Origin of the sequence: Pelagibacterium halotolerans (genome assembly GCF_044811015.1) — a bacterium.
GTDB classification, from domain to species: Bacteria; Pseudomonadota; Alphaproteobacteria; order Rhizobiales; family Devosiaceae; genus Pelagibacterium; species Pelagibacterium halotolerans_A.
Genome location: NZ_CP085243.1, coordinates 3,101,903 through 3,125,021 on the forward strand (window position 1 = coordinate 3,101,903; position 23,119 = coordinate 3,125,021).

Below are 23,119 nucleotides of genomic sequence, written 5' to 3' on the forward strand. Positions count from 1 at the left end.
GCAAGACGACGGGGACAATCAGGCGGACAATATGCTGGTGGCACGGCGGAACGATGCCGTGCCGTCCTCGGTTTTTGACGCGCGTAAATTGCCGTTGAAATAGGCCTTGGCAGTCTGGCACGAGGCCAGGAACCACTCATGATATTCGCCTTCACGACGTGCCAGAACAGCGACTGCGCACGCGTATGCAGGCCTGGTATCTTGGCGAAGCGTTTTTCGGAGCCCTTGAGACCGTGTCCCAGGAATTCAAGCGATCACGTTACCATGTCGGGCTTGGTGGTGGCGATTGTTATTCCGTGAACTTCATCAAGGACGGCATGTTTTATTGCCCTGAACTGGATCGGCGGGCACGACCGGGTGATATGATCATGCGTGACGAGGCCGAACCCCTGACCTTTCATGCCTGGGCACAGGTGCCCGGCGCCACCTGTCACACACTTGGCTTTATCATACCACGCCGTTTGGTGGACGCGTTACTCGCATAGCCGGGCTGATCCGGTGCAATGGTCTTTGATGGTCGTCAGCCTCTGGTCGCAATCCTGCGTCAGTATCTGTATGCGATGGAGCGCAAGCTGCCCAGGATGACGCGCCTTCAGGGGCAAGCGATCATTAGCCCCACTGTGGATCTGCTCGCAACAGCGATGAATGGCGCACCCCTGGCAGCCACCGAATACACGCTCAACAACGCTTTGGCGCAGCGGATCCAACGCCATATTGATGCTCATGTAAAAGACCCGGTATTGTCGGCCGCGACAATCGCCGCAAATTTCCGGATCTCGGTGCGCAAGCTCTACTAGCTTTTCGAACCGATGGGCGGTGTTCATTCGACGATCCAGAAAAAGCGCCTCGAACGTATCCACGCAGAGCTGGTCGATCCCGCTCAACCCGGGTTTATTGGGCTGAGAGCGCATGCTATGCCGCCAAATCTAGGCGCACCTGTCAGATCGCAGGCGGCCTGGTAGTCCCTATTGACGCCAGGAGGGTTTTGCGCGCCGTTGCCAAATGAGAAGAGGCGGCACGCTGGGCTTTTATCCAGTCGCGGGTACGGAGAGCATCGATATAGTTCAGATGTTCCCCAATTGCTACTGCATTCCGCTGCTTCTCAGAACGCTTGTTCCATTGATAGTGGTAGTGGAAAATCATCGAAATAAGGGACTGAAACTCGCGCGCAAACCGGTTGCTCTGGACGCTGTTAATTGTCGTGTGAAGGCGGTCGTCGAGCGCCGAGAAGTCCCGATACCGTGTATCTATCGCGTCAACCAAAGCCCAGTGATCCTGTTCGATCGTATCGAGTTGCGCCCAGACCGGGTGGTCGCCGGGCATCTCTATCAGCCTACGGACCGACTCAAGCTCAATCATTTCCCGGAATTCGGACAACTCAATCGCATACTCGGGGGTGAACCCGCGAAGAATCCATCCCCCTGAAGGTCGTCGTTCGATGATGCCGAAGCGCGAAAAATGCGTGAGGAAGTCCTGCAATGCGTGGGGCGTGGTTTCGAATTGGCGGGCCAGAAGCGAGACGTTAAGGCGCGTGTCGGGGGCCACGTCGGTCCGCAGTATCCATTCGAAAAACTTGCCCTCGAGACGTTCCGTAAGGTTTTCAATTTCCCTTTCGGAAAATCTGTCTTCCTCGCGAGGGAGGCGCTGCAACCGTTTGCGGCGTCCGCGCCATGAAATGATCCGTGTCTTGCTCAATCGCTCCAGAATGGCCCGGACAATCGTCCGGCTGACCCCCAGTTCACGTGCCAAAATGGTCTCCGAGGGGAGCTCGTAGCCCACTTTTTCCCTCCCCAGAGCATCTACCAACTGATTGAAAGCCGCTTTGAAGCGATCATTTGAGCGCGCCATGAAAGATACCATTCTCAACTCAACCATCTGTATTATAAGACGATATTTTCGTTTTGTATATTAATTATTAAAAACAGTTGACCGCCCGACTGTCCCCGTGCGTTGATTGCCGCGTCGGCCAGCCGGTCGCAAAAAAACAAGGGCTGACGGACGCATGAAGCGGCGCGCCCGGCCACTGGTGTGGCTTCGTCTTTTTGGGAGGATCGCTCGATGAAGGTTTCTTCAAGCGAAATGCGTGTTGGACGATTTTCGCTGGCAGGTGGAGCGTCCGGCCTGCCCGTCAAGGCGGAAATGCTGCATCGCATCTCGGCCTTGGCGACTCTTCTTGGGCTGATCGTTGCCTTCGCGTTTCTCAATAGCGCGTTCCTTAGCGTCAACAACGCAATGACCGTTCTGCTTCAGACCTCGGTTATCGGTTTGCTCGGCATCGGGCTGACGGTCGTGATCCTGACCGGCGGCATCGATCTGAGCGTGGGCTCGGTTCTTGCCCTTTCGGGAACGGCGGCGGGTCTGCTGGTCAAGGCCGGTCTCCCGGTTCCGATCGGCATGGGTGGCGGCTTGATCGTGGGCACGCTATGCGGGCTCTTCAACGGCTTCGTTGTCACCCGTCTGCGGATTGCCCCTTTTATTGCGACGCTGGGCATGATGATGATCGCCCGCGGCGTTGCCCTGCAACTTACGGGAGCCTCGCCTGTCTCCCAACTCGGCGCCGATTTCGGTTGGCTGGGCAACGGTGCCTTGTTTCGCATTATCGAAACCCAGGCCAACGGCCTGCCGCGTATGGTATTCCCAGGGGTGCCGTTCCCGGCTCTCCTTCTGCTCGCGATGGCTGTCCTCGTCGCTTACATACTCAAGCGGCGTCAGTTTGGGCGCCATGTGTACGCCGTTGGCTCCAATGAAGAAGCAGCGCGGCTTTCGGGCGTAAACGTCGAGCAGACCAAGCTGACCGCGTATTCCCTTTCGGGCTTCCTTGCGGGGCTCGCGGGTATTGTCTTGATGTCGCGTCTCGTCACCGCTCAACCCAACGAGGGCGTCATGTACGAACTCGATGCGATCGCCGCCGCGGTGATCGGGGGCGCCTCGCTGATGGGCGGGGTCGGCTCGATTTCGGGCACCATGATCGGTGCTTTCATCATCGGAATTTTGCGCAACGGGCTCAACATGGCGGGCGTCTCCGCCTTCATCCAGCAGATCGTCATCGGCTGCGTGGTTATCGGAGCCGTCTATGTTGACCAGTTGCGCAATCGGCGCTGAGACGCGCCCACTTCACCTTGGACTTTTATCAGGAGGAAACAATGAAGTCCGTATTTCGTAGCCTGGCGCTCGCTGGTGCCATTTCCCTTTCATTTACGCCTGTGGCAGCCGTGGCCCAGGAGATCGCGGTCATCGTAAAGACCACGAGCTCAAACTTCTGGCAGAACGTCAATCGCGGCGCGCAGGCGGGCATTGACGGCCTCGACGGCTACACCATGACGTTTGACGGCCCCGCATCGGAATCCGACATCGCGGCACAGGTCAATATGGTGGAAAATGCCATCAACCGCGGCGTTGCCGGTATCGTCCTCGCCCCGTCCGACCCCGAGGCACTGGTTCCGGCGGTCCAACGCGCTTATGAAAGCGGCATTCCGGTCGTGATCATCGACTCTGCACTCGCTCAAGGCGCGGAAGACTATTACCAGGCCTTCCTTTCGACCGACAACAACGCTGCCGGCCAGCTGATGGCCCAGACCATGATCAATGCCGTCGGCCCTGAAGGCCAGATCGCGATCATGTCGTATGTGCCGGGCGTCGGATCCGAGATCGGCCGTGTCGGTGGCTTTACGGACTATATCGAAGCCAACTCCGACATCGAAATCGTCAATACGCTCTATTCGCAGTCCCAGATGGCGACCGCCCTCAACCAGACGACTGATGTTCTTTCGGCTTACCCCGAGCTCGACGGGATCTTTGGCGCCAACGAGCCAACTGCTGTCGGCATGGGCCGCGCCATCGTTCAGGCCGGCCGCCAAGGCTCGCTCGTCGCGCTCGGCTTTGACGGCAACGAAGACCTTCAGCAGTTCGTCCGCGATGGCGTGCTCGAGGCAATCGCCGTGCAGGGTTCGTTCCAGATGGGCGAAATGGGCGTCCAGACCATCGCCAGCCTTCTGGCCGGCGAAGAGGTCGAGGAGTTCATCAATACCGGCGTCGTTCTCGTGACCAAGGACAACATCGACTCCGCGGAAGCCCAAAACGTTCTCTACTAGACCAAGGCTTCGGAGGGCGGGCCTGCCGCCCGCCCTCCGTTCTCTCTTCCGACCGAGAAGGCACGAATATGAGCACTTCCAATTCCAGCGCGACGCCCCTCGTTGAAATGCGCGACATCTGCAAGCATTTCGGTGGCGTGCAAGCGGTCCGGAATGTGTCCGTAAATCTCTATCCTGGCGAAGTCGTCGGTATTCTCGGGCATAACGGCGCGGGCAAATCATGCCTCATGCGCATGCTTTCAGGCGCAATGATCCCCTCTTCGGGCGAAATCTACCTCGATGGCGAAAAGATCGAAATCGCCAGCCCCACCGCGGCCCGTCAGCATGGTATCGAGACGATCTATCAGAACCTGGCCCTCGCCAATCATCTGGACGCACCTGCCAATCTCTTCCTGGGGCGCGAACTCAAGACGCGCTTCGGCAATCTCGACGACAAACGGATGTACGAGGAAGCCAGGGATGTCCTTCAGCGCCTTAACCCCAATTTCAAGAATTTGGCCGACCCGGTGGTCAGGATGTCCGGGGGGCAGAGGCAGGTCATCGCGATTGCACGCGCCATCCACTTCAATGTCCGTGCGCTGATTATGGACGAGCCGACCGCGGCACTTGGCCCTTCGGAAACCGAAATGGTCGCCGAACTCGTACAAAAACTTCGCGATGAAGGCATCGGGATATTTCTTGTCAGCCATGATATGCAGGACGTTTTCCGGCTCTGTGACCGCATCATGGTCATGAACAACGGGCGCAATGTCGGCTCGTACAGGATTTCCGACGTAACACAAGACGATATCCTCAGTCTCATCATCAAGGGTGCGCTGCCTGAAGGCTGGAGCCCGCGCGGGGCGGCAGCCTGAACATCACCGGTTAGGACTTAGCGACATGAAAGCCTTGGTTTGCGAGCAGCCTGGAACGTTCCGTTTCGAGGAACGTGACGCCCCCGTCAGTCCGGGTGCCGACTGGGTGCCGGTCGATATCAGTCACGTCGGCATCTGCGGCACCGACTACCACATCTTCGAAGGCAAGCACCCCTATCTGCGGTATCCGCGCGTTATGGGCCATGAGTTGAGTGGGTATGTCGCTGAGGACGCGGGGGCCTTCGCAAAGGGCGACCTCGTCATCGTCAACCCCTATATCGCGTGCGGAACCTGCCGGGCGTGCCGTCGCGGTAAGCCCAATTGCTGCTACTCTATAGGCGTCCTCGGGGTGCACCGGGACGGTGGTATGTGTGAGCGTATTTATGTGCCCCGGGACAACCTTTACCCCGCCGCCGGCCTCGAACCTTTTGAGGCTGCAATGGTCGAATTTCTAGCGATCGGCGCACATGCGGTACGGCGCTCGGAGATCGCGGCCGGCGACCGCGTTCTGATCGTAGGGGTCGGCCCGATCGGCCTCGGGACAGCCCTTTTCGCCCGCCTGCTTGGCGCGGAAGTGCATTTGCTCGACGCCAACAGGACGCGGTTGGAGATGATTGCCGGCAAGTTCGGGTTCGACAGCACGATGACCATCAACGACGGCAAGGACGCGATCCTGGCGCATACCCAAGGTGACGGCTTCGATGCTGTGTTCGATGCGACCGGCAATGTCGCGGCCATCGAGGCTGGATTCGACTATGTCGCCCACGGTGGTACCTATGTCCTTGTGAGCGTCGTCACGGACACCGTCAGCTTCGCCGATCCCGAGTTCCACAAACGGGAAATGAAACTTGTTGGGAGCCGCAACGCGACGCGAGAGGATTTCGAGACGGTCGTCGCGGCGCTGAAATCGGGAGAGATTGATACCAGCGCCGTACGCACACACGCGATGCCACTCGATGAGCTACCCGAGCAGTTCGGCGAATTGCTCCACAACCGCGACACGGTCATAAAGGCCATCGTGGAGGTGGCATGAGTGCGTCGATTGTCCAGTTCGGGACAAGCCGGTTCCTTCAGGCACACGCTGATCTCATACTCTCTGAAGCCAGGCGTTCGGGGCAGGATGTGGGAACGGTCACGATTGTGGAAACCACAGGCTCCGCCGCCAGCCGCGCCCGCATCGCCGCGTTTGACAGGGGTGAGCCTTTCCCCATTCGCATCCGCGGACTTGAGAACGGGACAATCCGTGACGAGACTCGCATGGTCGATGGCATCGTCGCAGGGCTTTCCGCCCGTACCGACGCTAGAGCTTTGCGCACCGCGTTTGTCGAAGCCGGCTATGTCTTGAGCAATACCGGCGACAAGGGATTTGCGCTACCGCAATCCCCCGATCCCACGCTGGAGAATTGGTCGAGCTTTCCCGAACTCCTGACAGCGCTGCTCCATGAGCGCTGGAGCGCGACCGGCGCACCAGTTGTCATCATGCCTTGCGAGTTGATTTCGAGAAACGGAGACACACTGCGCAGCATCATTCTAGAGCTTGCCGCAATGCGGCAAGACGCAGCCGCTTTCTCCGATTGGATCAAAGCGCGGTGCGTGTTCGTGAACGCCCTCGTCGACCGCATTGTGTCCGAACCTCTCGCCCCCGTTGGCGCAGTGGCCGAACCCTACGCGCTTTGGGCTCTCGAGGCTCAACCCGGTTTCGTGCCGCCGTGCACACACGATCAAATCCAGGTCGTATCCGATCTGGGGTCGATCGAACGCAAGAAGCTCTTCATGCTCAATCTCGGCCACACACTCCTGGCTCAACGCTGGCGTGATTACGGAGGGGCACCCGATCTCACGGTTCGGGAGTCTATTGCCGACCCGCATACGATCGAATGGCTCGACGCCATATTAAGCGGCGAAATCGTGCCGGCTTTTCCTGCCGCCGATGACGCAGAGGCATATTGGCGCCAGTGCAAGGAGCGTTTCGCCAATCCTTTCCTGGACCACCGGTTAGCCGACATCGCAACCAACCACGAAGCCAAGATCGAGCGCCGTGCGAAGGGTTTTCTCGATTGGGCCGAAACGCAAATTCCGGGGCAGTCGGCTTTCCCCCGGTTGCGGGCCGCTTTTGGTGACTTTTTGCGTACGGCAGGAGAACGCCGCAATGCGGTTTGAGGCACGGTTTTCGCACTATGCTCGGTGCGCCGCGTTTAAGGATGCGCGCAAAGGGGTCGAGGCAGGTTGGGCGCAAAACCTGTTGCCCGATGAGGCTGTGTGCACCCTGGCAAGCACCTTCCAGGCATTTTACGGGACCGCATGGTCATGACCCGACGTTTCAATCTCCCCCGGTTCGGCTTCGGTGCATCCGGTCTCGGCAATCTCACACGCACGGTCAGCGATGTCGAAGCGCACGAGACGCTACAGACCGCCTGGGACGGTGGGCTGCGCTACTACGACACTTCGCCGCTCTATGGCTTTGGGCTGAGCGAGCTTCGCGTAGGGACCTTCCTGCGCGGCAAGCCCCGAGACGAGTATGTCCTTTCCACGAAAGTCGGACGCTATCTCGTGCCCCCACGCGGCCGGACCTACGATCATGGCATGTGGAGTGCGCCGCTCGATCTGATGCCGGTACTGGACTATTCCTACGATGCAACCATGCGCGCCCTCGAGCAGTCCCACTCCAGACTGGGCCTGGCCGATATCGACATCGTCTATATCCACGACATCGACCGGCGTAATCTCGGAGCCGATTTTGACCGCCACTTCCGCATTGCCCTCCAAGGCGCCTACCGCGCCTTGGACGAACTGCGAAGCCAGGGCGTCGTCAAGGCCATCGGCATCGGGGTAAACGAATCCGAGGTCGCCGCGGATTTCATGGCCGAGACCGACCTTGACCTCGTCATGCTGGCAGGCCGCTACACCTTAATCGAGCAGCCGGCAATTGCCGACTGTTTTCCCATGGCCCATAAGAAAGGCGTTGGCATCGTCAATGTCGGCGTCTTTAACTCCGGCGTGCTTGCCAAGGGCGTATCGAGTGCGACATACGACTATGGTGCAGTGCCCCGGGACGTGGTCGAAAAAGTGCAGGCCATCGAAAATATCTGCAACCGGTTCGACGTCGACATGCCGGCCGCAGCCGCCCAGTTCTCTCTAGGTCACCCGGTCGTTGCAGCCGTCGTTTTCGGCATGACGCGCCCCGAAAGCGTGACACGCACCCTGAGTTATCTCGACACGCCAATTCCAGTGGACTTCTGGCAGGCTTTGGTCGAGGAAGGCATCTTGGCCGGAGACGTGCCTCTGCCCGCGCCCGCACTAGACTGATCGGAACTAAGATGCATACGCAGACCTTTCCCGCGATTGTGCTCAATGCCACCGACAACGTAGCCGTCGCCATCGACAATCTCGCTTCCAACATCGATGTCGCAAGCGGCGTGGCGACGCGCCAGCGCGTCTCCAAGGGACACAAGGTTGCCATAGCGCCCATCGCCGAAGGTGACGCGGTCCGCAAGTTCGGTCAAATCATTGGTTTCGCCACCAGCGCAATCGCCCCGGGGGAATGGGTGCACGAGCACAATTGCGGCATGGGAGCAGAGGACGGCGCATTCGCGCGCGACTATGATTTCGGCGCTGCCGTCCAGCCGGTTGACTTCGTTCCAGCTGCCGATCGCGCAACCTTCGAGGGTTTTCGTCGCCCAAACGGCAAGGTTGGCACACGCAACTATATCGGCATCCTCACCTCCGTGAACTGTTCAGCCACCGTCGCGCGTTATATCGCCGAAGCCGTCAACCGTTCGGGCATTCTCGACGACTATCCGTCGATCGACGGCGTCGTCTCCTTCGTTCACGGTACTGGCTGCGGCATGTCGGGAAAGGGTGAAGGCTTCGACATTCTCGCGCGTACCCAATGGGGTTACGCGGCCAATCCCAATCTTTCGGCGGTATTGATGGTGGGGCTGGGCTGCGAAGTCTTCCAGATCGGCCGCATGAAACAGATGTATGGCATTGCCGAAGACGATACCTTCCAGACCATGACCATCCAGGGCGAAGGCGGGACGCGCAAGGCTATCGAGCAAGGTGTCGAACGCGTCAAGGCGATGTTGCCCATCGCCGCCCGGGCGCAAAGGGAAACTATCCCCGCATCGGAGCTCATCCTCGCGCTGCAATGTGGTGGCTCGGATGGCTATTCTGGCATCACCGCAAACCCGGCGCTTGGTGTTGCGGTCGATATGCTGGTGCGCCAGGGCGGCACCGCCATCCTCTCGGAAACTTCGGAGATATACGGCGCCGAACACCTTCTGACCCGCCGGGCCGCAGGCCGGGGCGTCGGCGAAAAGCTCATTGAGCGCATTCGCTGGTGGGAGGATTACTGCGCCCGCAACGGTGGCGAGATGAACAACAACCCCTCCCCGGGCAACAAGGCCGGCGGGCTCACCACCATCCTGGAAAAATCCCTCGGCGCCGCGGCAAAGGCCGGTACGACACCGCTCAACGCAGTCTACGAATACGCCGAGCCGGTGCGCGAGCGCGGCTTCGTTTTCATGGACACTCCGGGCTTTGATCCGGTCTCGGCAACCGGCCAGGTCGCAGGCGGAGCCAACGTTCTATGCTTTACGACCGGTCGCGGCTCGGCATTTGGATGCAAGCCGGTTCCCTCGATCAAGCTCGCGACCAATTCCGATCTCTATGCGCGCATGACTGACGACATGGACATTAATTGCGGCGATGTCCTCGAAGGCGTGACGCTTGAAGCCAAGGGCGCCGAGATTTTTGCCCATATCCTGGATGTTGCTTCAGGCCGGAAAACCAAATCCGAACTCCTCGGCTATGGCGACAGCGAATTCGCGCCCTGGCAAGTTGGTGCCGTGATGTAGCGGACCGGACGTTGCGCTGGCCCAGACGGCTTGGCGCAAAAGCGTCCACGTCGCCCGCAATCGCCACTGATGTCTTGCCGTACAACGCCATGGGTTCGGAGCCGGGAGTGCCCGGCTCCGAATGGTTTTGCTAGAATTCATCCATATTGTCCGGGGTGACGAGAGCCGCACCCGAATCGATCAGGGACTCGACCTCACCACCGCGAAGAGCCGCGGCAAGCGCCTCAACGCCATATTTTGCCATATTGAACGGGAACTGCGCCACGGTGGCGTCTTCCAGACCCGCCGCGAGCGCCTCGGCTTCGCCGCAGCAGAAGTCGAAGCCGACCAGCACGATGTCGTCTCCGGAAATCCCGGCGTTCTCGATCGCACGGGCAGCGCCGGCGGCTGGAGGACCGCATGCCGCATAGATCGCCTTCAACTCGGGATTGGCGGTAAGCAGATCTTCGGCAACGCTGATGCCGAGTTCCTCGGTGCAGTTGGTCGCACCGCGGCCGACGATATCCACATTGACCCCCGTCAGGCCTTCGAGCATGCCGTTCACACGGTCGTCGAGAGCAGGAACGCCCGGGACACCCTCAAGAATGCCGAGCGTATCCCCATCGCTAAGGACGCCGGCCAGATATTCTCCGGCGATGACGCCGGCGGCGTAGTTGTCGGTGGTCGCCAGCGCCGTCCGGCCATCCCAATCCGGGATATCGTTGTCCATCAGAACAATTTTCACGCCGTTTTCGATGGCGCGGTCGAGCGTGGACGCAACGGTGGGATCGACCGGGGTTATGGCGATGCCATCGACTCCCTGCACGACCATGGACTCGATGAGCCGGATCTGGCCCTCGATGTCGGTCGCGGATTCGCCAACGCCGAAGACGAGTGCGATGTTGCCGTCTTCTTCAGCGGCTTCCCGGGCGCCGTCTTCCATGGTTGCAAAGAACGGGACCGGGAATTTGGTGATAAATCCGATGGTAACGTCCTGGGCCAGCGCCGGTCCGGTGGTCACCGCAGTGACGAACAACCCTGCGAGCAGCAGTTTCAGGTTCATAACTTTCCTCCCTTCAACGTCGTCTCGGTGGTGAGAACGACTGGTCATCGCCCGCCCCTGGCAGGCGATTGCGGTCAACCCTCGGCGCCTACGATCATCGCAACCATATGCTGCTGATTATCGCGCCGGGGTTTGAGCTGGCCAACCTTGCGTCCCTGACGGAGGACAACCGCCCGATCGGCGAGCTCGATGACATGTTCCATGTTGTGGGTGATCAAAATCACCGCGTTGCCCTCAGCCTTGAGCTGCACAATGAGGTCGAGCACCTTGCGCGACTCCCGCAATCCCAGCGCTGCGGTTGGCTCGTCCAGGATGACGACCTTGCGCGCGAACACGGTGGCGCGTGCCACGGCGATCGCCTGGCGCTGGCCTCCCGACATCAGCGCGACGGTTGCATCCTTGCGCGGTAACCGCACCCGGAGCCGTTCGATGACCTCTTCTGCCTGCCGCTCCATTGCCCTGGAATCGAGAACTCTAAGACCCAGGGGCAGCCATTTCGGGAATCCGATCTCGCGGCCGCAGAAGAAGTTCTGCGCCGGTGTCAGATTGTCGAACAGGGCCAGGTCCTGATAGACGGTCTCGATCCCGGCCTGCCGTGCGGCGGCAGCCGAATGCAGTGCCACATGCTCGCCATCAATGAGGATTTCACCTTCGTCCAGGGCATGAATGCCGCTGATGCATTTGATCAGCGTGGATTTACCCGCCCCGTTGTCGCTGAGAAGAGCCAGCACTTCGCCTTGATAGGCCTCGAGGCTGACATCTTGCAGGGCATTGACGGCGCCGAAGCGCTTGTGCGCCCGGATAACGGTTAGAACGGGGGCGGCCGGCTCGGTCATCACGCTTTCCTCGCCTGCAGGGCGCGGACGCGGCCTTCGAGATGGTTTCTGAGGACATCGGCCTCGACGGCGAGGACGATGATCGCGCCAATAGCGATCATCTGAAAAAAGACGTTCACGTTCATCAGGTTGAGGGCATTGCGGATCACACCGATCATCACTGCCCCCACCAGCGCATGGCCAATATGGCCACGCCCGCCGAGGAAGCTCGCCCCGCCGATGATCACCGCCGCGATGGTGTCGAGCTCGAGAAGATTCCCGTAAAGCGGCGAACTCGCCTCGGTCCGCCCGGCCAGAACCACGGCACCAATACCGGCGCAGATGCCGGAGATCACATACGCCGAAACCAGGACCCAATTGATGGGAATGCCCATCTGCACGGACGCTTCGGGCTTGCCGCCCACCGCGTAGAGCCATCGGCCCCAGACCATGAACCGGGCTATGAAGAACACCACGATCACCACACCGGCGACCACAAAGAACGAGTTGGGAACCCCGAGGAAGGAGCTGCTGCCGAGCGCACCGATAGCCTCCGGCATGCCGCGCATGGTGGTGTGACCGATGGAGAACTGCAGCGCTAGGCCCCGGCAGATGCTCAGCGTAGCCAGCGTGATGATGAACGGATGCGGCAACCGCCCCAACACGTAGACCAGGCCATTGACGGCGCCGACAAGTGCGCCGGAAAGCACCATGACCACAATGACCAGCGTGGCCGAATCCACGACCCGGTACAAAAGGCCGCCCATCACCGTCGCCAGCGCAAGGTTCGCGCCCACCGACAGGTCGATACCGCGTGTCAGGATGACGATATGCTGCCCCACTGCCACAATGGCGATCACAGCCGTTTGCGCCAGGATGTTGCTGAGGTTGATAGGCTTGAGAAAATTGGGGGTGAACAGGCCAACGACGATGATTAACGCTACCAGGATCAGCACCGGTCCGACACTGAGCAGGCGCAACCCGATCGAGAGAGTCGACGCGCCCGCAAACCCGGGCCCCGCGCCGCGGTCGACGGTATTATCGGACGGTTCACTCGTACGAATGCGTGTTGACACCGTTTCCTCATCCCGCTCTGTAGGGTTATAGCGAGTAATAATATTTTTGTTCTTTATCGATAAAACACCACTAATATTACTTCGTCAATGGCGTTTTATCTGGTAATGAACCGTTCGTGGAGGCGCCATGAAGACCGATGCCGTTTTCAAGAGGGCATTTAATGACGCACTGGAGTTGATGGGCACTCTTGGACCGGGAGAACCGATTCCGTCCGAGACCGCGTTGAGCGGGCGGCTGGGGGTGAGCCGGACAACGGTCCGCAAGGTATTGATGGAGCTCGCACAAAAGGGTGTGGTCGCTACTTACGAACACGATCGCGCGTATGCCGTCACGGGCAAGAGAGTGGAGCCGTATCCCGAAGCCGAGACCATTCCCCAATCCGAGCAGGTCGAAACGCAGTTCATGGAATGGATGCTGCGCGACGACACGCGTCCGGGCACACTGATCAATGAGCGCGAACTGGCGCGGGAGTTCGGGGTCGCAACCGGTGCGATCCGGGAGTTTCTCAACCGGTTTCAACACTACGGACTGATCGAGAAACGTCCAAATGCCGGGTGGTTATTCAAAGGATTTACAACGGCCTTCGCCCTGGAACTGTTCGAAATCCGGGAGATGTTCGAGCTGCGTTCGGCGCGGGCCCTGGGCGCTTTGCCCGCCGCCGCGCCGGAATGGAACACGCTAAAGGCTCTACGGGAGGAGCACGAGGCGCTGCTCGCCGACATCGATCGACGCTTTCACGACTTTTCCGATCTGGACAACAGATTCCATCGTTTCATCAATGCGACTGCTCCAAACCGGTTTGTCGACGACTTCTACGGCATCATCAGCTTGATTTTCCACTACCACTATCAATGGAACAAACGCGACGAGAAAACGCGCAACGCGGTAGCCATCCGTGAGCACATTACCTATATCGACGCCCTGGAAAGCCGAAACCCGTCACTGATCGAGCTGGCCTGCAGAGCCCACCTGGCCTCAGCCAAGCAAACCCTCTTACGGTCAACGATGAGAGCAGATCAGGTTTCGACGGCCTCATCCAACCTGCGGTAACGCGTTTTGTCGCCCCTTGCGACCCGGAAGCCAGGAGCGCCGCCGTGAAGACCCATACTATCGTACCTGCGGTTTAGTGCTTTGCCTCTAATCCCGCATTTACGGAAATTGGCACGACCTGACCTGCTGTCGGTTTCATGGACACCGGGATAAGGTGCTTTTGACAAAGCCGGAGTTTGCGAATGCAGGGAAGAAAATTCAGTCGCAAGTTCGAGCTTGCGCTAGCAATGCCGCAAAAGCATGTCAGTCGTCCTCGTAGATCGGATCGGTTACGTGATTGCCGCCCTGATAGAGCGCAATTGGATCGGTTGCGTCCGGGCGCGGCACAGTAGCCTCGACTTCCGCCCGGAACGCCTCCGCGCTGTCATTTGGTACCCATCCAAGCCAAGCCACGTGCGAATTATCCCACCAGCTGGCCGCATTGTTCGACACCCCCCAAATGATCGGACATCCCAACCGCGATACCGCGAACACGCGCTCGGTTAGCGAAGCGAAATCATCATAGCTCAGCCATGTAGCAAGTTGACGGTAATTGCGCGGCTTGTCGAAACAGGATCCGACCCGGACGATGGCTGTTTCTTGCCCGAACCGGTCATAATACATCTGCGCGAGCGCCTCGCCGAAACATTTAGATACGGCATAGAGCCCGTCTGGCCGGGCCGCCGCCTTGGCATCGAGACGCTGGTCCTGGCGATAAAATCCGACCGTATGGTTGGAACTGGCAAAGAGGATTCGCGGCATCCCGTTTGCGCGCGCAGCCTCGTAGAGATTGTAGAGCCCCACAATATTGCCGTCGACGATGTTAGAGAACTTGTCTGCGGCCGCGACACCTGCCAGGTGCACAATCCCGTCGCACCCTTCGACCGCGCTGAACACTGCATCCCGGTCAGCGAGGTCGCACAGGGCGAACTCTTCCCCCTCGCGTCCGACTGCCATTGGGCTGCGGTGCGAGATTCGAATGATATCCGCCATATGGGCAAGTTTTGAGCGCATTACCGTGCCCATGCCGCCTGCGGCGCCCGTGATCAACAATCGTTTCATGAGGGTTCCTTTCGGTAATGGCAGGCGCAGGTCCGCTACGCCGCCGGAGTTGGCGTTTGCGGTGAACATAAAGATAAGATAGGATACGTCAATCTGTCTGACTACTTTTGAGATGTGCGATGTATCTGTTTGACAGTTCAAGACAGGGCATGTGTCAGACACTACCGGAAAACGAGGGAATCGGGGCTAACGCGTCGACGCGAAAAGCTACATGGATGCCGATAACCAGGAAGCCGCCAATGGGGGCACGTTAGTCGTGCAGGTCAGCAGGACATTGCGCGCGGCGATTCTTGCAGGCCAGTTCAAGCCTGGTGACAAGCTTCCCAGCGAAGCAAAGCTCACCGAAGTCCATGGCGTCAGCCGCACCGTCGTGCGTGAAGCCATAGCGGCCCTGCGCGCTGATGGCCTGGTCGAGCCCCGCCGCGGCGCCGGCATTTTCGTCCTCGAGTCCGGCGCCGCCCACGCCCAGCCCTTCAAGAACATCGATCACGCCCGCATTTCCTCGATAATTGAATTGCTCGAACTGCGTGGCGCGGTCGAAATGGAAGCGGCTGCCCTTGCTGCGCTACGCCGCTCCCCCGCGCAGGAAGAAGAAGTCCACGAAAAGCACGCCGCTATCCAAGCATGTATTGCCCGGGACGCGCCCACAAGTGCTGCCGATTTCGAGTTCCATAAGGCAATCGCCAGGGCAACCAACAATCCTCGTTTCCTTGAATTTGTCGAGTTGATGGGTCAGGACGCCATCCCTCGCGCCGCTCTTCAGTCGGCAGAAAAAGGACGCTCCTCGCCAGCCTACCTCACGCAAATCCATGATGAACATGGTCAAATCGTTTCCGCAATCTCCGACGGCAATGCGGAAGCCGCTCGCGAGGCCATGCGTGAACACCTTCAGGGCAGCCAACGGCGCTATCGCGCGTTGCTCAGGGACGTATAGGGCATCGGGATCGGCTACGGGCCGGTCTGGAGGTTCAAGACCGTAGCGCTCCCGCCTTGCGTTTCCGGCGAAAGCCGGAGGCCCACTTTCCACACCCGCATCGTTGAAATTTTGTGCTGAGTTCCGGCTTTAGTCGGAAAGGCGAGAACGGTGTGCGAGGGTGTTGCCGGACCTTTACTGAAAAGATATCATACAAGCTGTTGACATAAGTCATGCAGGTTTGTATGCCAGTCAGCATCACAACGATGGCTGCTAGGGATTATGATGGCGATGGATTTTTTTGAACTGAAAGAGGCTCTCGGAGCCGGGTTGCTCTCGTTTCCCGTCACCCATTTCGATGCCCAGGGGCGCTTCAATGCCGGGTCTTACCAGCAACACGTTGAATGGCTCTCCCGCTACGAAGCCACGGCCCTGTTCGCCGCTGGCGGCACAGGCGAATTCTTCTCGCTGGCGCCTGATGAAATTGCCGATGTGGTGCGCGCCGCAAAGGAAGCCGCCGGCGGTCGTACGGCCATCGTCTCGGGCTGCGGCTATGGCACGGAAGTCGCCGTCTCCATCGCCCGTTCGGTCGAAAAAGCAGGCGCTGAAGGTATCCTGCTTCTGCCTCATTATCTGATCGATGCGCCCCAGGACGGGCTTTACCACCACATCAGGAAAGTTTGCCAGTCCATCGGTATCGGCGTGATGGTCTATAATCGCGACAACTCAATCATCCAGCCAGACACGCTCAAGCGCCTATGCGACGAATGCCCAAACCTCATCGGCTTCAAGGATGGTTCGGGCGACATCGGTCTTGTCCGCCAGATCACCTCAACGATGGGCGACCGGCTCACCTATCTCGGCGGCATGCCGACCGCTGAACTCTTTGCAGAAGCCTATCTCGGCGCCGGGTTCACCACCTATTCCTCTGCGGTTTTCAATTTCGTTCCCGGCCTCGCTGTCGAGTTTTACAAGGCGCTGCGCGGCGGCAATCGCGCGCGCTGCGAAGAAATCCTCAAGGACTTCTTCTACCCGTTCATGGCCATCCGCGATCGCGCCAAGGGTTACGCCGTTTCCGCCATCAAGGCCGGCGTTCGACTGCAAGGCTTTGACGCAGGTCCCGTTCGCGCGCCCCTATCGGATTTGACGCCAGTAGAGGAAGAGATGCTGGCGGCTCTGATTGCGCCCTATAAGCGATGAAGATCGTCAACGTTTGCACTCATCTGCTCGAGCACCCTCTTGAAACCGCCTTCGAGAGTGCGTCCATGCGCTTTGACAGACGGCTGCATGTGCTTGTCGAGATCGAATGCGACAACGGCATCACCGGCTGGGGCGAGTGTCTCGGCCCGGCCGTCCCCAACGCCGCTATTGTCGGCATCTATAAGCAATGGCTTGTCGGCCAGAACCCGCTCGAAACCGAAAAGCTCTGGGCAACGCTCTACAATGCCCTGCGCGATCAGGGCCAGCGCGGCCTGACGGTTACGGCGCTCTCGGGCATCGACGTCGCGCTTTGGGATATCAAGGGTAAGCATTTCGGCGTGCCGGTCTCGACACTCCTCGGCGGCCGCTTCCGCGAGTCCGTCCGCGCTTACGCCACCGGCTCGTTCAAGCGTGATGGAGCGGACCGGGTCGAGGACAACGCCGCCGACGTCGCGCGCTACCGCGCTGAGGGTTTCCACGCCACCAAGATCAAGATCGGCTTCGACGTCGAGCAAGACCTGCGCACAATCAAGGCTGTCCGCGAGGCGGCGGGCGATGACATGCGCGTGATGATCGACGCCAATCATGGCTACGACGCCCTCGAAGCCATCGAGTTGGGGAAGAAGGCCGCCGAGTATGGCATAGACTGGTTTGAGGAGCCCGTGATTCCCGAGCAACTCGACGCATACCGCGCCGTTCGCGCTGGTCAACCCATCCCGGTTGCTGGCGGTGAGACCTGGCATACCCGCTGGGGAATGCGCGAACCCATCGAAACCCGCTGCATCGATATCGCCCAGCCCGACCTGTGCGGCTGCGGCGGCTTCACCGAAGCCCGGCGGATCGCCGACCTCGCCTCACTTCACGGCGTCCGCCTCATCCCCCATGTTTGGGGCACGGCAGTCCAGATCGCCGCCGCTTTGCAGTTCATGGCAGCGATGGTCCCGAACCCGGTGCGCACCAAGCCTATCGAGCCAATCCTCGAATTCGATCGTACCGATAATCCTTTTCGTCAGGCCGTGGTCAAAACCCCGCTCGAACACCAGCGCGGCTGGGTTGCGATTCCCGACGGCCCCGGCCTCGGTATCGAGATCGACCGCGACGCGCTCAAGGAATTCGCACCCAGAACAGATTGATGCTCGGCTACTCGGCTGCAAGTTTTCGCGAGCAGCAAGTTCTCTGACACCCACCAGCACGATCGGCGCGCAGATGCGTCTGTATCTGCCCGGATGTGCGGCAAGGGCTGCCGTGCCAACCAGGCGCCTGATCATGATCATAAGTTATCATACAAAATTGAAATTAGTATGTTGACATTGATCGCGCTCCTGCATAGCAGTATTACATGCAGCGGGTGATGCTTTTGGAGAGCGACGTGCCGCGTTGCCGGACTTGGGAGACATGGGTCGCATTCAACAGGGGCCCGGACGTAAAAGGAGGAGTACTTATGAATATCTTTATCAAGGTAACCGCGTCGGTTGCCGTTTTGGCCGGCCTATCGACGGCGGCGGTCGCCCAGGAAATTATCCTGCGCTCATCGGATACGCATCCCGATGGCTATCCGACTGTGGAAGCCGTCAAATATATGGGCGAGCTTCTGACCGAACGCTCTGGTGGCCGGATTGCCATTGAAGTCTACCACTCCTCGCAGCTCGGCGAGGAAGCTGACACCATCGAACAGACCCGTTTCGGCGTGATCGACCTCAACCGAGTCTCGCTTGGCCCGTTCAACAATCTCGTGCCGGAAACGCGGGTCCCGTCGTTGCCCTATATCTTCCGGTCGATCGATCATATGCGCGAGGTGATGGATGGCGACATCGGCGATGACATTCTCGCCGCCTTCGAGCCGCACGACCTTGTCGGTCTGGCCTATTACGATGCCGGCGCGCGCTCCTTCTACACCTCCAACACGCCGGTCCGCTCGATCGACGACATGGCCGGCCAGAAGTTCCGCGTCATCCAGTCGGACCTGTTTGTCGACATGGTCAACGCGCTGGGCGCCGACGCCGTGCCGCTGCCCTATGGTGAGGTATATTCCGCAATCCAGACGGGCGTCATCGATGGTGCGGAGAACAATCCGCCGAGCTACCTTTCGTCTGCTCACCTGGAAGTGGCAAAGTACTACACGCTCGATGAGCATCTGATCGTTCCCGAGGTTTTGGTTATGGCCAGATCGACATGGGACAAACTGTCACCTGAAGACCAGGAATTGGTCCGGCAGGCCGCCAGGGACAGCGTTAGCTATCAGCGGGAACTGTGGGATGCCGCAGTGGTCGACGCCATGGCCGCAGCCGTTGCGATGGGATCCGAGATCATCGAGGTGGACAAGCAGCCGTTCATCGACGCCATGGGCCCGGTCTATGAGCAGTACGTGGATACGCCGGAACTTCAGGATCTGGTGGCCCGTATCCAGGCTGTCCAATAGCATATCATTGCTTGTTGGGCGCGGATGTGCTGAGGCACCCGCGCCCATTTCGTATCGGTGTCCGGCCAAGGCCGGTCAGCAACAAACGCCGCTAGCCAAGGCGCTGGGGGAGGGTGGAGGATGAAGGGCATGCAGTCGTTCCTACGCGGATACAGCGCAGTGCTTTCCGTGGTTACAACAGTGGCACTTTGGGTGGCCGGTGCGGGCCTGATCCTCATGACGGCGGCAGTCGCCTGGCAGGTTTATGGGCGCTATGTCCTGGGCTCGACCCCGCGGTATACCGAGGCCCTTTCGGTCATGCTGATGGCGTGGTTCATTTTCCTTGGCGCCGCGGTGGGCGTGCGCGAGCGATATCATCTCGGGTTCGATGTTCTGCTCTATTTTCTGCCCCGCGTGGGAAAGATGATCTTCCGCTCGATTTCGGATGTGGTGGTTATGGCCTTCGGTATCGGTATGGTCGTCTATGGCAGCCAGCTTTCCTACGCTGCGTGGTCGGCGACCATTCCGACACTCGGGGTGCCTGGCGGCCTTTCCTATTTCCCGATCGTTGCCGGTGGTGGCCTCGTCTGCCTTTTCACGGTGGAGCGGCTGCTTCAGCGCTGGACGGGCCTAAATCCGGATGACGATCCCGGCGATACCGATGTCGGCGAAAATGGCTTCGAGAAGGTATAGCGGCAATGGAACTCTTTATTCTCTTCGGCACGTTTGTAGTGCTGCTGCTGATCGGAACGCCAATCGCGTTCTGTCTGGGCATCGCCTCGTTCGCAACCGTCCTTTTCATGGGGCTGCCGCCGGTTGTCGTTTTCCAGCGGCTTAACTCCGGCGTTTCCATCTACTCGCTTCTGGCCATTCCCTTCTTCATCTACGCTGGCGACCTGATGGTGCGCGGCGGCATCGCGGGGCGATTGGTCGCGTTTGCGGGGTCGCTTGTCGGCCACATGCGCGGCGGGTTAGGGCAGGTCAATATCGCCGCGTCGACCATGTTCGGCGGTATCTCGGGATCAGCGGTCGCCGACGCGTCGGCCATCGGCGGGCTCATGGTGCCGCAGATGAAGGAGCGCGGCTATGGCGTAGACTATGCGGTCAACATCACCGTGACCTCGGCGATCATCGCGCTGATGATCCCGCCATCGCACAATATGATCATCTATTCGATCTCCGCGGGCGGCCGCATTTCGATTGCGGACCTCTTCACCGCCGGCGTGATCCCGGGCATGATGCTCACCATTGCGCTTATGATCGTTGCCTATATCGTGGCGGCCAAGCGGGGATACCCCACGGAAAAATTCGCCGGCTTCCGCGTGGTGCTTCAACTCCTGCTTGCCGCTATCCCCGGACTGATTTTGATCGCCATCATCTTTGGCGGTGTGCGCTCGGGCATTTTCACTGCAACCGAAAGCTCCTGCATCGCGATCGTTTACGCCTTGCTCGTGACCCTGATCCTGTACAGATCCATGGGCTGGCGCGATTTCGTGGCCGCGACGCTGGGGGCGGTGCGCACCACGGCCATGGTTCTGATGGTCATCGGCAGCGCTGCGACGTTCGGCTGGCTCCTGGCTTATATGCGGGTGCCGGCCCAACTGGTTGCCTTCATGCAGACCATTTCGGACAATCCGATCGTTGTCCTGCTGATGATCAACGTGCTGCTGCTGCTCCTGGGCAGTTTCATGGACATGTCGCCGCTCATTATCATCACCACGCCCATCTTCCTGCCGGTGGCGGTGGCCTATGGCATCGATCCGGTCCATTTCGGCGTCATCATGGTGCTCAATCTCGGCATCGGACTATGCACGCCGCCGGTGGGGTCCGTGCTCTTTGTGGGGTGCGCTGTCGCCAAGATACCCATCTGGGAGGCGATCAAGACCATCTGGCCATTCTATGGCGCCTCGATTGCGGTCCTGCTGCTGGTGACCTATTTCCCCGGCATCTCCATGTGGCTGCCCTCGCTGTTTCACTGATGGCGCCGCAGCCCGATCGCACTGCACGACATTGAACCGTCTCGGGAAACCGGGGCGGTTTGATGGTTCTCGACTGCCGAAAATAATGATTCCCGGTAACCGCGTCCGTCTCCCGGTGCAGACCGGGAAAGGGGAGATCTGCGCTGTACCGTGCACCTAGCAATGGCGGGGGCGGGCCTGGGGTCGGGCGTTCTCCACGTTCGCACCAGCACCCGAACGCTCAGCACAACGTGAATTGATTTTACCGACACATGTCGGTAAATAGACATTCATGCGAACACGTCTTTCCAAATCTCAGCGCCGATCCGACATTCTGGAAAAGGCACGGCAGCTCATCCTGGCGCGGGGACTTTCCAACACTGAGATGGAGGACATCCGTCTTGCCTGCAGAATTTCCCGGGGCGGCCTTTACCATCACTTCGCAAACAAGCGCGCGGTGGTCGCCGGACTGGTCGAAGAGGAAGTCGAAGCGCTCGTTAAGGTCCTGGAGACGACACACGGCTCTCCGTTTGCGGCCTTGCTGAGGGCAGGCTCGAGTCACCTCGGCAAGGCGAAGGGTGTTTTGTCGGGATTGTCCACAGACGACGAGCGCCTCGATTACCTGTCGAGCCTCGATCAGGCCCTCGCCGCACACCTGAGCGAACCACTTCGCATCCGGCTAAAAGAGGCTGTTCTGCCAAACGTGGATCCGGGCCACGTCGCCGAACTGTTCCTGACGATAAACGCCCACATCAACCGCCGCGAAATACTGGGGCAATGGCGTCCTGCCCAGGCGGCTGGGTTTGCCGCGACGGCTCTTCAAATGCTGGTCCCCATGCTCAGAACCCCTTCGGATCTCGAACCCATTATTGCGGACCTCAAGAAGCAATCGGAGTCATCATGATCCCTGTTTCCTTTCTTGTCCTGACATTTGCGATTTCGCTCACGGGCTTTGCCTGTATTCTCGCCATTCCGCCCGCGCGGAGCCCGGATACGGCTATCGGGCTGCCATTCTGGCTTATCATGGTCTGGGGACCGTCTCTGGCGGCAATTATCCTGAGCGCGCGAAACCACGAACTGCTCGATCTGCTCAGCCGCACGATCAAGGTTTCCACGGTGCCATGGGAAGCGTGGGGCCTTGTTCTGGCTCCGTTGGTGATCTTGCTGCTCATCAAACCCTTCACTCCCGGAGAAGCGCCCTCCATCGGCGCGGGCCTTGTGGCCGGGATGATCGGCTTCAACCTGATTCTCGGTCCGCTTGGGGAAGAGCTTGGATGGCGGGGCCTGTTTCAAGAGCAACTGAACCAGAGGATCGGCTGGCTCGAAGCATCGCTTCTGATCGGGATTATCTGGCTGGTTTGGCATCTTCCGCTCTGGACCATTGACTCCCCCCACGCGCAAATCGCTCTTCCGCTCTTTGCCGCGCATTGCATGCTGTATTCGGTGATCATTGGCGCTGCCTACACGATCTCCGGCGGCTCTATCCTGCCGGCGATCCTTATTCACCTGACCGTCAACCTGGCCGCCAATCTTGCACTCTTTGTGGGTTTCCGGGATCCAAATGCTTGGTTTAGCGCAAGCCTTATTCCGCTTTGCTTACTTGCACTTTGCGCAATTGGCTTGGTGTATGCCCGGACCGGGCTCATTGGCATCCGATGGCTTCAAATGTGACGTGCTCACATGCCAAGGGTCAACACGCGACAAAACAAGGATTTGAGGGTGGTGGGCTGAATGCAATTCAGCGCGACACGGTCTAAGCGAAGCCATGCATCGACGCGGCGACCGCCAGCCCGCCATTCAGTTGCCGCCGAGAAGAAGCAGGTC

General features: G+C 59.6%; 23 protein-coding genes. 18 read left to right on the forward strand and 5 right to left on the reverse strand.

The genetic code is table 11. From position 1 onward, the window contains the following. Positions 1-185: 185 nt before the first annotated feature. On the forward strand, positions 186-485 hold the full coding sequence (locus LG281_RS15005; RefSeq protein ID WP_404402070.1) for a hypothetical protein: 300 nt from the start codon (positions 186-188) through the stop codon (positions 483-485). 18 nt (positions 486-503) lie between these two features. After that, positions 504-797, forward strand: a complete 294-nt coding sequence (locus LG281_RS15010; RefSeq protein WP_404402072.1) for a hypothetical protein — start codon at positions 504-506, stop codon at positions 795-797. A 142-nt stretch (positions 798-939) separates the two neighbouring features. Here the strand turns inward: LG281_RS15010 and LG281_RS15015 are convergent, their stop codons facing one another. Further along, positions 940-1,848 (reverse strand): FCD domain-containing protein, encoded by a 909-nt coding sequence (locus tag LG281_RS15015; protein ID WP_404402074.1) that lies wholly within the window; start codon positions 1,846-1,848, stop codon positions 940-942. 231 nt (positions 1,849-2,079) lie between these two features. On the opposite strand from LG281_RS15015, the gene LG281_RS15020 reads away from it, so the two are divergent. The 7 genes from LG281_RS15020 to LG281_RS15050 all read left to right on the forward strand — a co-directional run bounded on the left by LG281_RS15020 (position 2,080) and on the right by LG281_RS15050 (position 9,801). After that, positions 2,080-3,102: an ABC transporter permease gene (locus tag LG281_RS15020; protein ID WP_404406772.1), complete on the forward strand. Its 1,023-nt coding sequence runs from the start codon at positions 2,080-2,082 to the stop codon at positions 3,100-3,102. Between the two features lie 41 nt (positions 3,103-3,143). Further along, the gene (locus tag LG281_RS15025; protein ID WP_404402076.1) at positions 3,144-4,091 is read left to right on the forward strand and encodes an ABC transporter substrate-binding protein; all 948 of its coding nucleotides are present in this window, start codon (positions 3,144-3,146) and stop codon (positions 4,089-4,091) included. A 68-nt stretch (positions 4,092-4,159) separates the two neighbouring features. Then, positions 4,160-4,945, forward strand: coding sequence for an ATP-binding cassette domain-containing protein (locus LG281_RS15030; RefSeq protein ID WP_404402078.1), 786 nt, complete (start codon positions 4,160-4,162; stop codon positions 4,943-4,945). Between the two features lie 25 nt (positions 4,946-4,970). Beyond that, on the forward strand, positions 4,971-5,978 hold the full coding sequence (locus LG281_RS15035; RefSeq protein ID WP_404402080.1) for a zinc-binding alcohol dehydrogenase family protein: 1,008 nt from the start codon (positions 4,971-4,973) through the stop codon (positions 5,976-5,978). Continuing rightward, a complete protein-coding gene (locus tag LG281_RS15040; RefSeq protein WP_404402082.1) occupies positions 5,975-7,105 on the forward strand; it encodes a mannitol dehydrogenase family protein in 1,131 nt (376 codons plus the stop codon). Before LG281_RS15035 ends, LG281_RS15040 begins: the two co-directional genes overlap by 4 nt. A 147-nt stretch (positions 7,106-7,252) precedes the next feature. Further along, on the forward strand, positions 7,253-8,251 hold the full coding sequence (locus LG281_RS15045; RefSeq protein WP_404402084.1) for an aldo/keto reductase: 999 nt from the start codon (positions 7,253-7,255) through the stop codon (positions 8,249-8,251). A gap of 11 nt (positions 8,252-8,262) precedes the next feature. Continuing rightward, positions 8,263-9,801: a UxaA family hydrolase gene (locus tag LG281_RS15050; protein WP_404402086.1), complete on the forward strand. Its 1,539-nt coding sequence runs from the start codon at positions 8,263-8,265 to the stop codon at positions 9,799-9,801. A gap of 130 nt (positions 9,802-9,931) precedes the next feature. Here LG281_RS15050 and LG281_RS15055 read toward each other — a convergent pair whose 3' ends face one another. From LG281_RS15055 to LG281_RS15065, 3 genes are all read right to left on the reverse strand, one after another. Continuing rightward, positions 9,932-10,843 (reverse strand): sugar ABC transporter substrate-binding protein, encoded by a 912-nt coding sequence (locus LG281_RS15055; RefSeq protein WP_404402088.1) that lies wholly within the window; start codon positions 10,841-10,843, stop codon positions 9,932-9,934. 74 nt (positions 10,844-10,917) lie between these two features. Beyond that, complete coding sequence (locus LG281_RS15060; RefSeq protein ID WP_404402090.1) at positions 10,918-11,679, reverse strand: ATP-binding cassette domain-containing protein; 762 nt, start codon at positions 11,677-11,679, stop codon at positions 10,918-10,920. Then, positions 11,679-12,611 carry an ABC transporter permease gene (locus LG281_RS15065; protein ID WP_404406773.1) on the reverse strand — a complete coding sequence of 311 codons (933 nt, stop codon included), beginning with the start codon at positions 12,609-12,611 and terminating at the stop codon, positions 11,679-11,681. The genes LG281_RS15060 and LG281_RS15065 overlap by 1 nt, the downstream gene beginning before the upstream one ends. A 250-nt stretch (positions 12,612-12,861) precedes the next feature. Here LG281_RS15065 and LG281_RS15070 point away from each other — a divergent pair, with 250 nt between their 5' ends. Next, positions 12,862-13,785, forward strand: a complete 924-nt coding sequence (locus LG281_RS15070; RefSeq protein ID WP_404402092.1) for a GntR family transcriptional regulator — start codon at positions 12,862-12,864, stop codon at positions 13,783-13,785. Positions 13,786-14,028: 243 nt separating this feature from the next. Here the strand turns inward: LG281_RS15070 and LG281_RS15075 are convergent, their stop codons facing one another. After that, complete coding sequence (locus LG281_RS15075) at positions 14,029-14,826, reverse strand: NAD-dependent epimerase/dehydratase family protein (protein WP_404406775.1); 798 nt, start codon at positions 14,824-14,826, stop codon at positions 14,029-14,031. Positions 14,827-15,037: 211 nt separating this feature from the next. Between LG281_RS15075 and LG281_RS15080 the strand changes: the two genes are divergently transcribed. From LG281_RS15080 to LG281_RS15115, 8 genes are all read left to right on the forward strand, one after another. Further along, a complete protein-coding gene (locus tag LG281_RS15080) occupies positions 15,038-15,760 on the forward strand; it encodes a FadR/GntR family transcriptional regulator (protein WP_404402094.1) in 723 nt (240 codons plus the stop codon). A 270-nt stretch (positions 15,761-16,030) separates the two neighbouring features. Next, positions 16,031-16,939: a 5-dehydro-4-deoxyglucarate dehydratase gene (gene kdgD, locus LG281_RS15085; protein ID WP_404402096.1), complete on the forward strand. Its 909-nt coding sequence runs from the start codon at positions 16,031-16,033 to the stop codon at positions 16,937-16,939. Next, positions 16,936-18,072 carry a mandelate racemase/muconate lactonizing enzyme family protein gene (locus tag LG281_RS15090; RefSeq protein ID WP_404402098.1) on the forward strand — a complete coding sequence of 379 codons (1,137 nt, stop codon included), beginning with the start codon at positions 16,936-16,938 and terminating at the stop codon, positions 18,070-18,072. Before kdgD ends, LG281_RS15090 begins: the two co-directional genes overlap by 4 nt. A gap of 308 nt (positions 18,073-18,380) precedes the next feature. Beyond that, on the forward strand, positions 18,381-19,358 hold the full coding sequence (locus LG281_RS15095; protein ID WP_404402100.1) for a TRAP transporter substrate-binding protein: 978 nt from the start codon (positions 18,381-18,383) through the stop codon (positions 19,356-19,358). Between the two features lie 120 nt (positions 19,359-19,478). Continuing rightward, a complete protein-coding gene (locus LG281_RS15100; protein ID WP_404402102.1) occupies positions 19,479-20,030 on the forward strand; it encodes a TRAP transporter small permease in 552 nt (183 codons plus the stop codon). Between the two features lie 5 nt (positions 20,031-20,035). Then, positions 20,036-21,316, forward strand: a complete 1,281-nt coding sequence (locus tag LG281_RS15105; protein WP_404402104.1) for a TRAP transporter large permease — start codon at positions 20,036-20,038, stop codon at positions 21,314-21,316. 271 nt (positions 21,317-21,587) lie between these two features. Continuing rightward, on the forward strand, positions 21,588-22,199 hold the full coding sequence (locus tag LG281_RS15110) for a TetR/AcrR family transcriptional regulator (protein ID WP_404402106.1): 612 nt from the start codon (positions 21,588-21,590) through the stop codon (positions 22,197-22,199). Then, entirely contained in the window at positions 22,196-22,966 is a 771-nt protein-coding gene (locus LG281_RS15115) for a CPBP family intramembrane glutamic endopeptidase (RefSeq protein WP_404402108.1), read from the forward strand. The genes LG281_RS15110 and LG281_RS15115 overlap by 4 nt, the downstream gene beginning before the upstream one ends. The last annotated feature ends 153 nt before the right edge of the window (positions 22,967-23,119 follow it).

Coding starts and splice junctions, on each gene's coding strand:
- LG281_RS15080 (WP_404402094.1), top strand. CDS start 15,038: ATGGATGCCGATAACCAGGAAGCCGCCAATGGGGGCACGTTAGTCGTG.
- LG281_RS15050 (WP_404402086.1), top strand. CDS start 8,263: ATGCATACGCAGACCTTTCCCGCGATTGTGCTCAATGCCACCGACAAC.
- LG281_RS15105 (WP_404402104.1), top strand. CDS start 20,036: ATGGAACTCTTTATTCTCTTCGGCACGTTTGTAGTGCTGCTGCTGATC.
- LG281_RS15015 (WP_404402074.1), bottom strand. CDS start 1,848: ATGGCGCGCTCAAATGATCGCTTCAAAGCGGCTTTCAATCAGTTGGTA.
- LG281_RS15035 (WP_404402080.1), top strand. CDS start 4,971: ATGAAAGCCTTGGTTTGCGAGCAGCCTGGAACGTTCCGTTTCGAGGAA.
- LG281_RS15110 (WP_404402106.1), top strand. CDS start 21,588: ATGCGAACACGTCTTTCCAAATCTCAGCGCCGATCCGACATTCTGGAA.
- LG281_RS15060 (WP_404402090.1), bottom strand. CDS start 11,679: ATGACCGAGCCGGCCGCCCCCGTTCTAACCGTTATCCGGGCGCACAAG.
- LG281_RS15045 (WP_404402084.1), top strand. CDS start 7,253: ATGACCCGACGTTTCAATCTCCCCCGGTTCGGCTTCGGTGCATCCGGT.
- LG281_RS15010 (WP_404402072.1), top strand. CDS start 504: ATGGTCTTTGATGGTCGTCAGCCTCTGGTCGCAATCCTGCGTCAGTAT.
- LG281_RS15055 (WP_404402088.1), bottom strand. CDS start 10,843: ATGAACCTGAAACTGCTGCTCGCAGGGTTGTTCGTCACTGCGGTGACC.
- LG281_RS15075 (WP_404406775.1), bottom strand. CDS start 14,826: ATGAAACGATTGTTGATCACGGGCGCCGCAGGCGGCATGGGCACGGTA.
- LG281_RS15100 (WP_404402102.1), top strand. CDS start 19,479: ATGAAGGGCATGCAGTCGTTCCTACGCGGATACAGCGCAGTGCTTTCC.
- kdgD (WP_404402096.1), top strand. CDS start 16,031: ATGGATTTTTTTGAACTGAAAGAGGCTCTCGGAGCCGGGTTGCTCTCG.
- LG281_RS15030 (WP_404402078.1), top strand. CDS start 4,160: ATGAGCACTTCCAATTCCAGCGCGACGCCCCTCGTTGAAATGCGCGAC.
- LG281_RS15040 (WP_404402082.1), top strand. CDS start 5,975: ATGAGTGCGTCGATTGTCCAGTTCGGGACAAGCCGGTTCCTTCAGGCA.
- LG281_RS15070 (WP_404402092.1), top strand. CDS start 12,862: ATGAAGACCGATGCCGTTTTCAAGAGGGCATTTAATGACGCACTGGAG.
- LG281_RS15115 (WP_404402108.1), top strand. CDS start 22,196: ATGATCCCTGTTTCCTTTCTTGTCCTGACATTTGCGATTTCGCTCACG.
- LG281_RS15095 (WP_404402100.1), top strand. CDS start 18,381: ATGAATATCTTTATCAAGGTAACCGCGTCGGTTGCCGTTTTGGCCGGC.
- LG281_RS15020 (WP_404406772.1), top strand. CDS start 2,080: ATGCGTGTTGGACGATTTTCGCTGGCAGGTGGAGCGTCCGGCCTGCCC.
- LG281_RS15005 (WP_404402070.1), top strand. CDS start 186: ATGCAGGCCTGGTATCTTGGCGAAGCGTTTTTCGGAGCCCTTGAGACC.
- LG281_RS15090 (WP_404402098.1), top strand. CDS start 16,936: ATGAAGATCGTCAACGTTTGCACTCATCTGCTCGAGCACCCTCTTGAA.
- LG281_RS15025 (WP_404402076.1), top strand. CDS start 3,144: ATGAAGTCCGTATTTCGTAGCCTGGCGCTCGCTGGTGCCATTTCCCTT.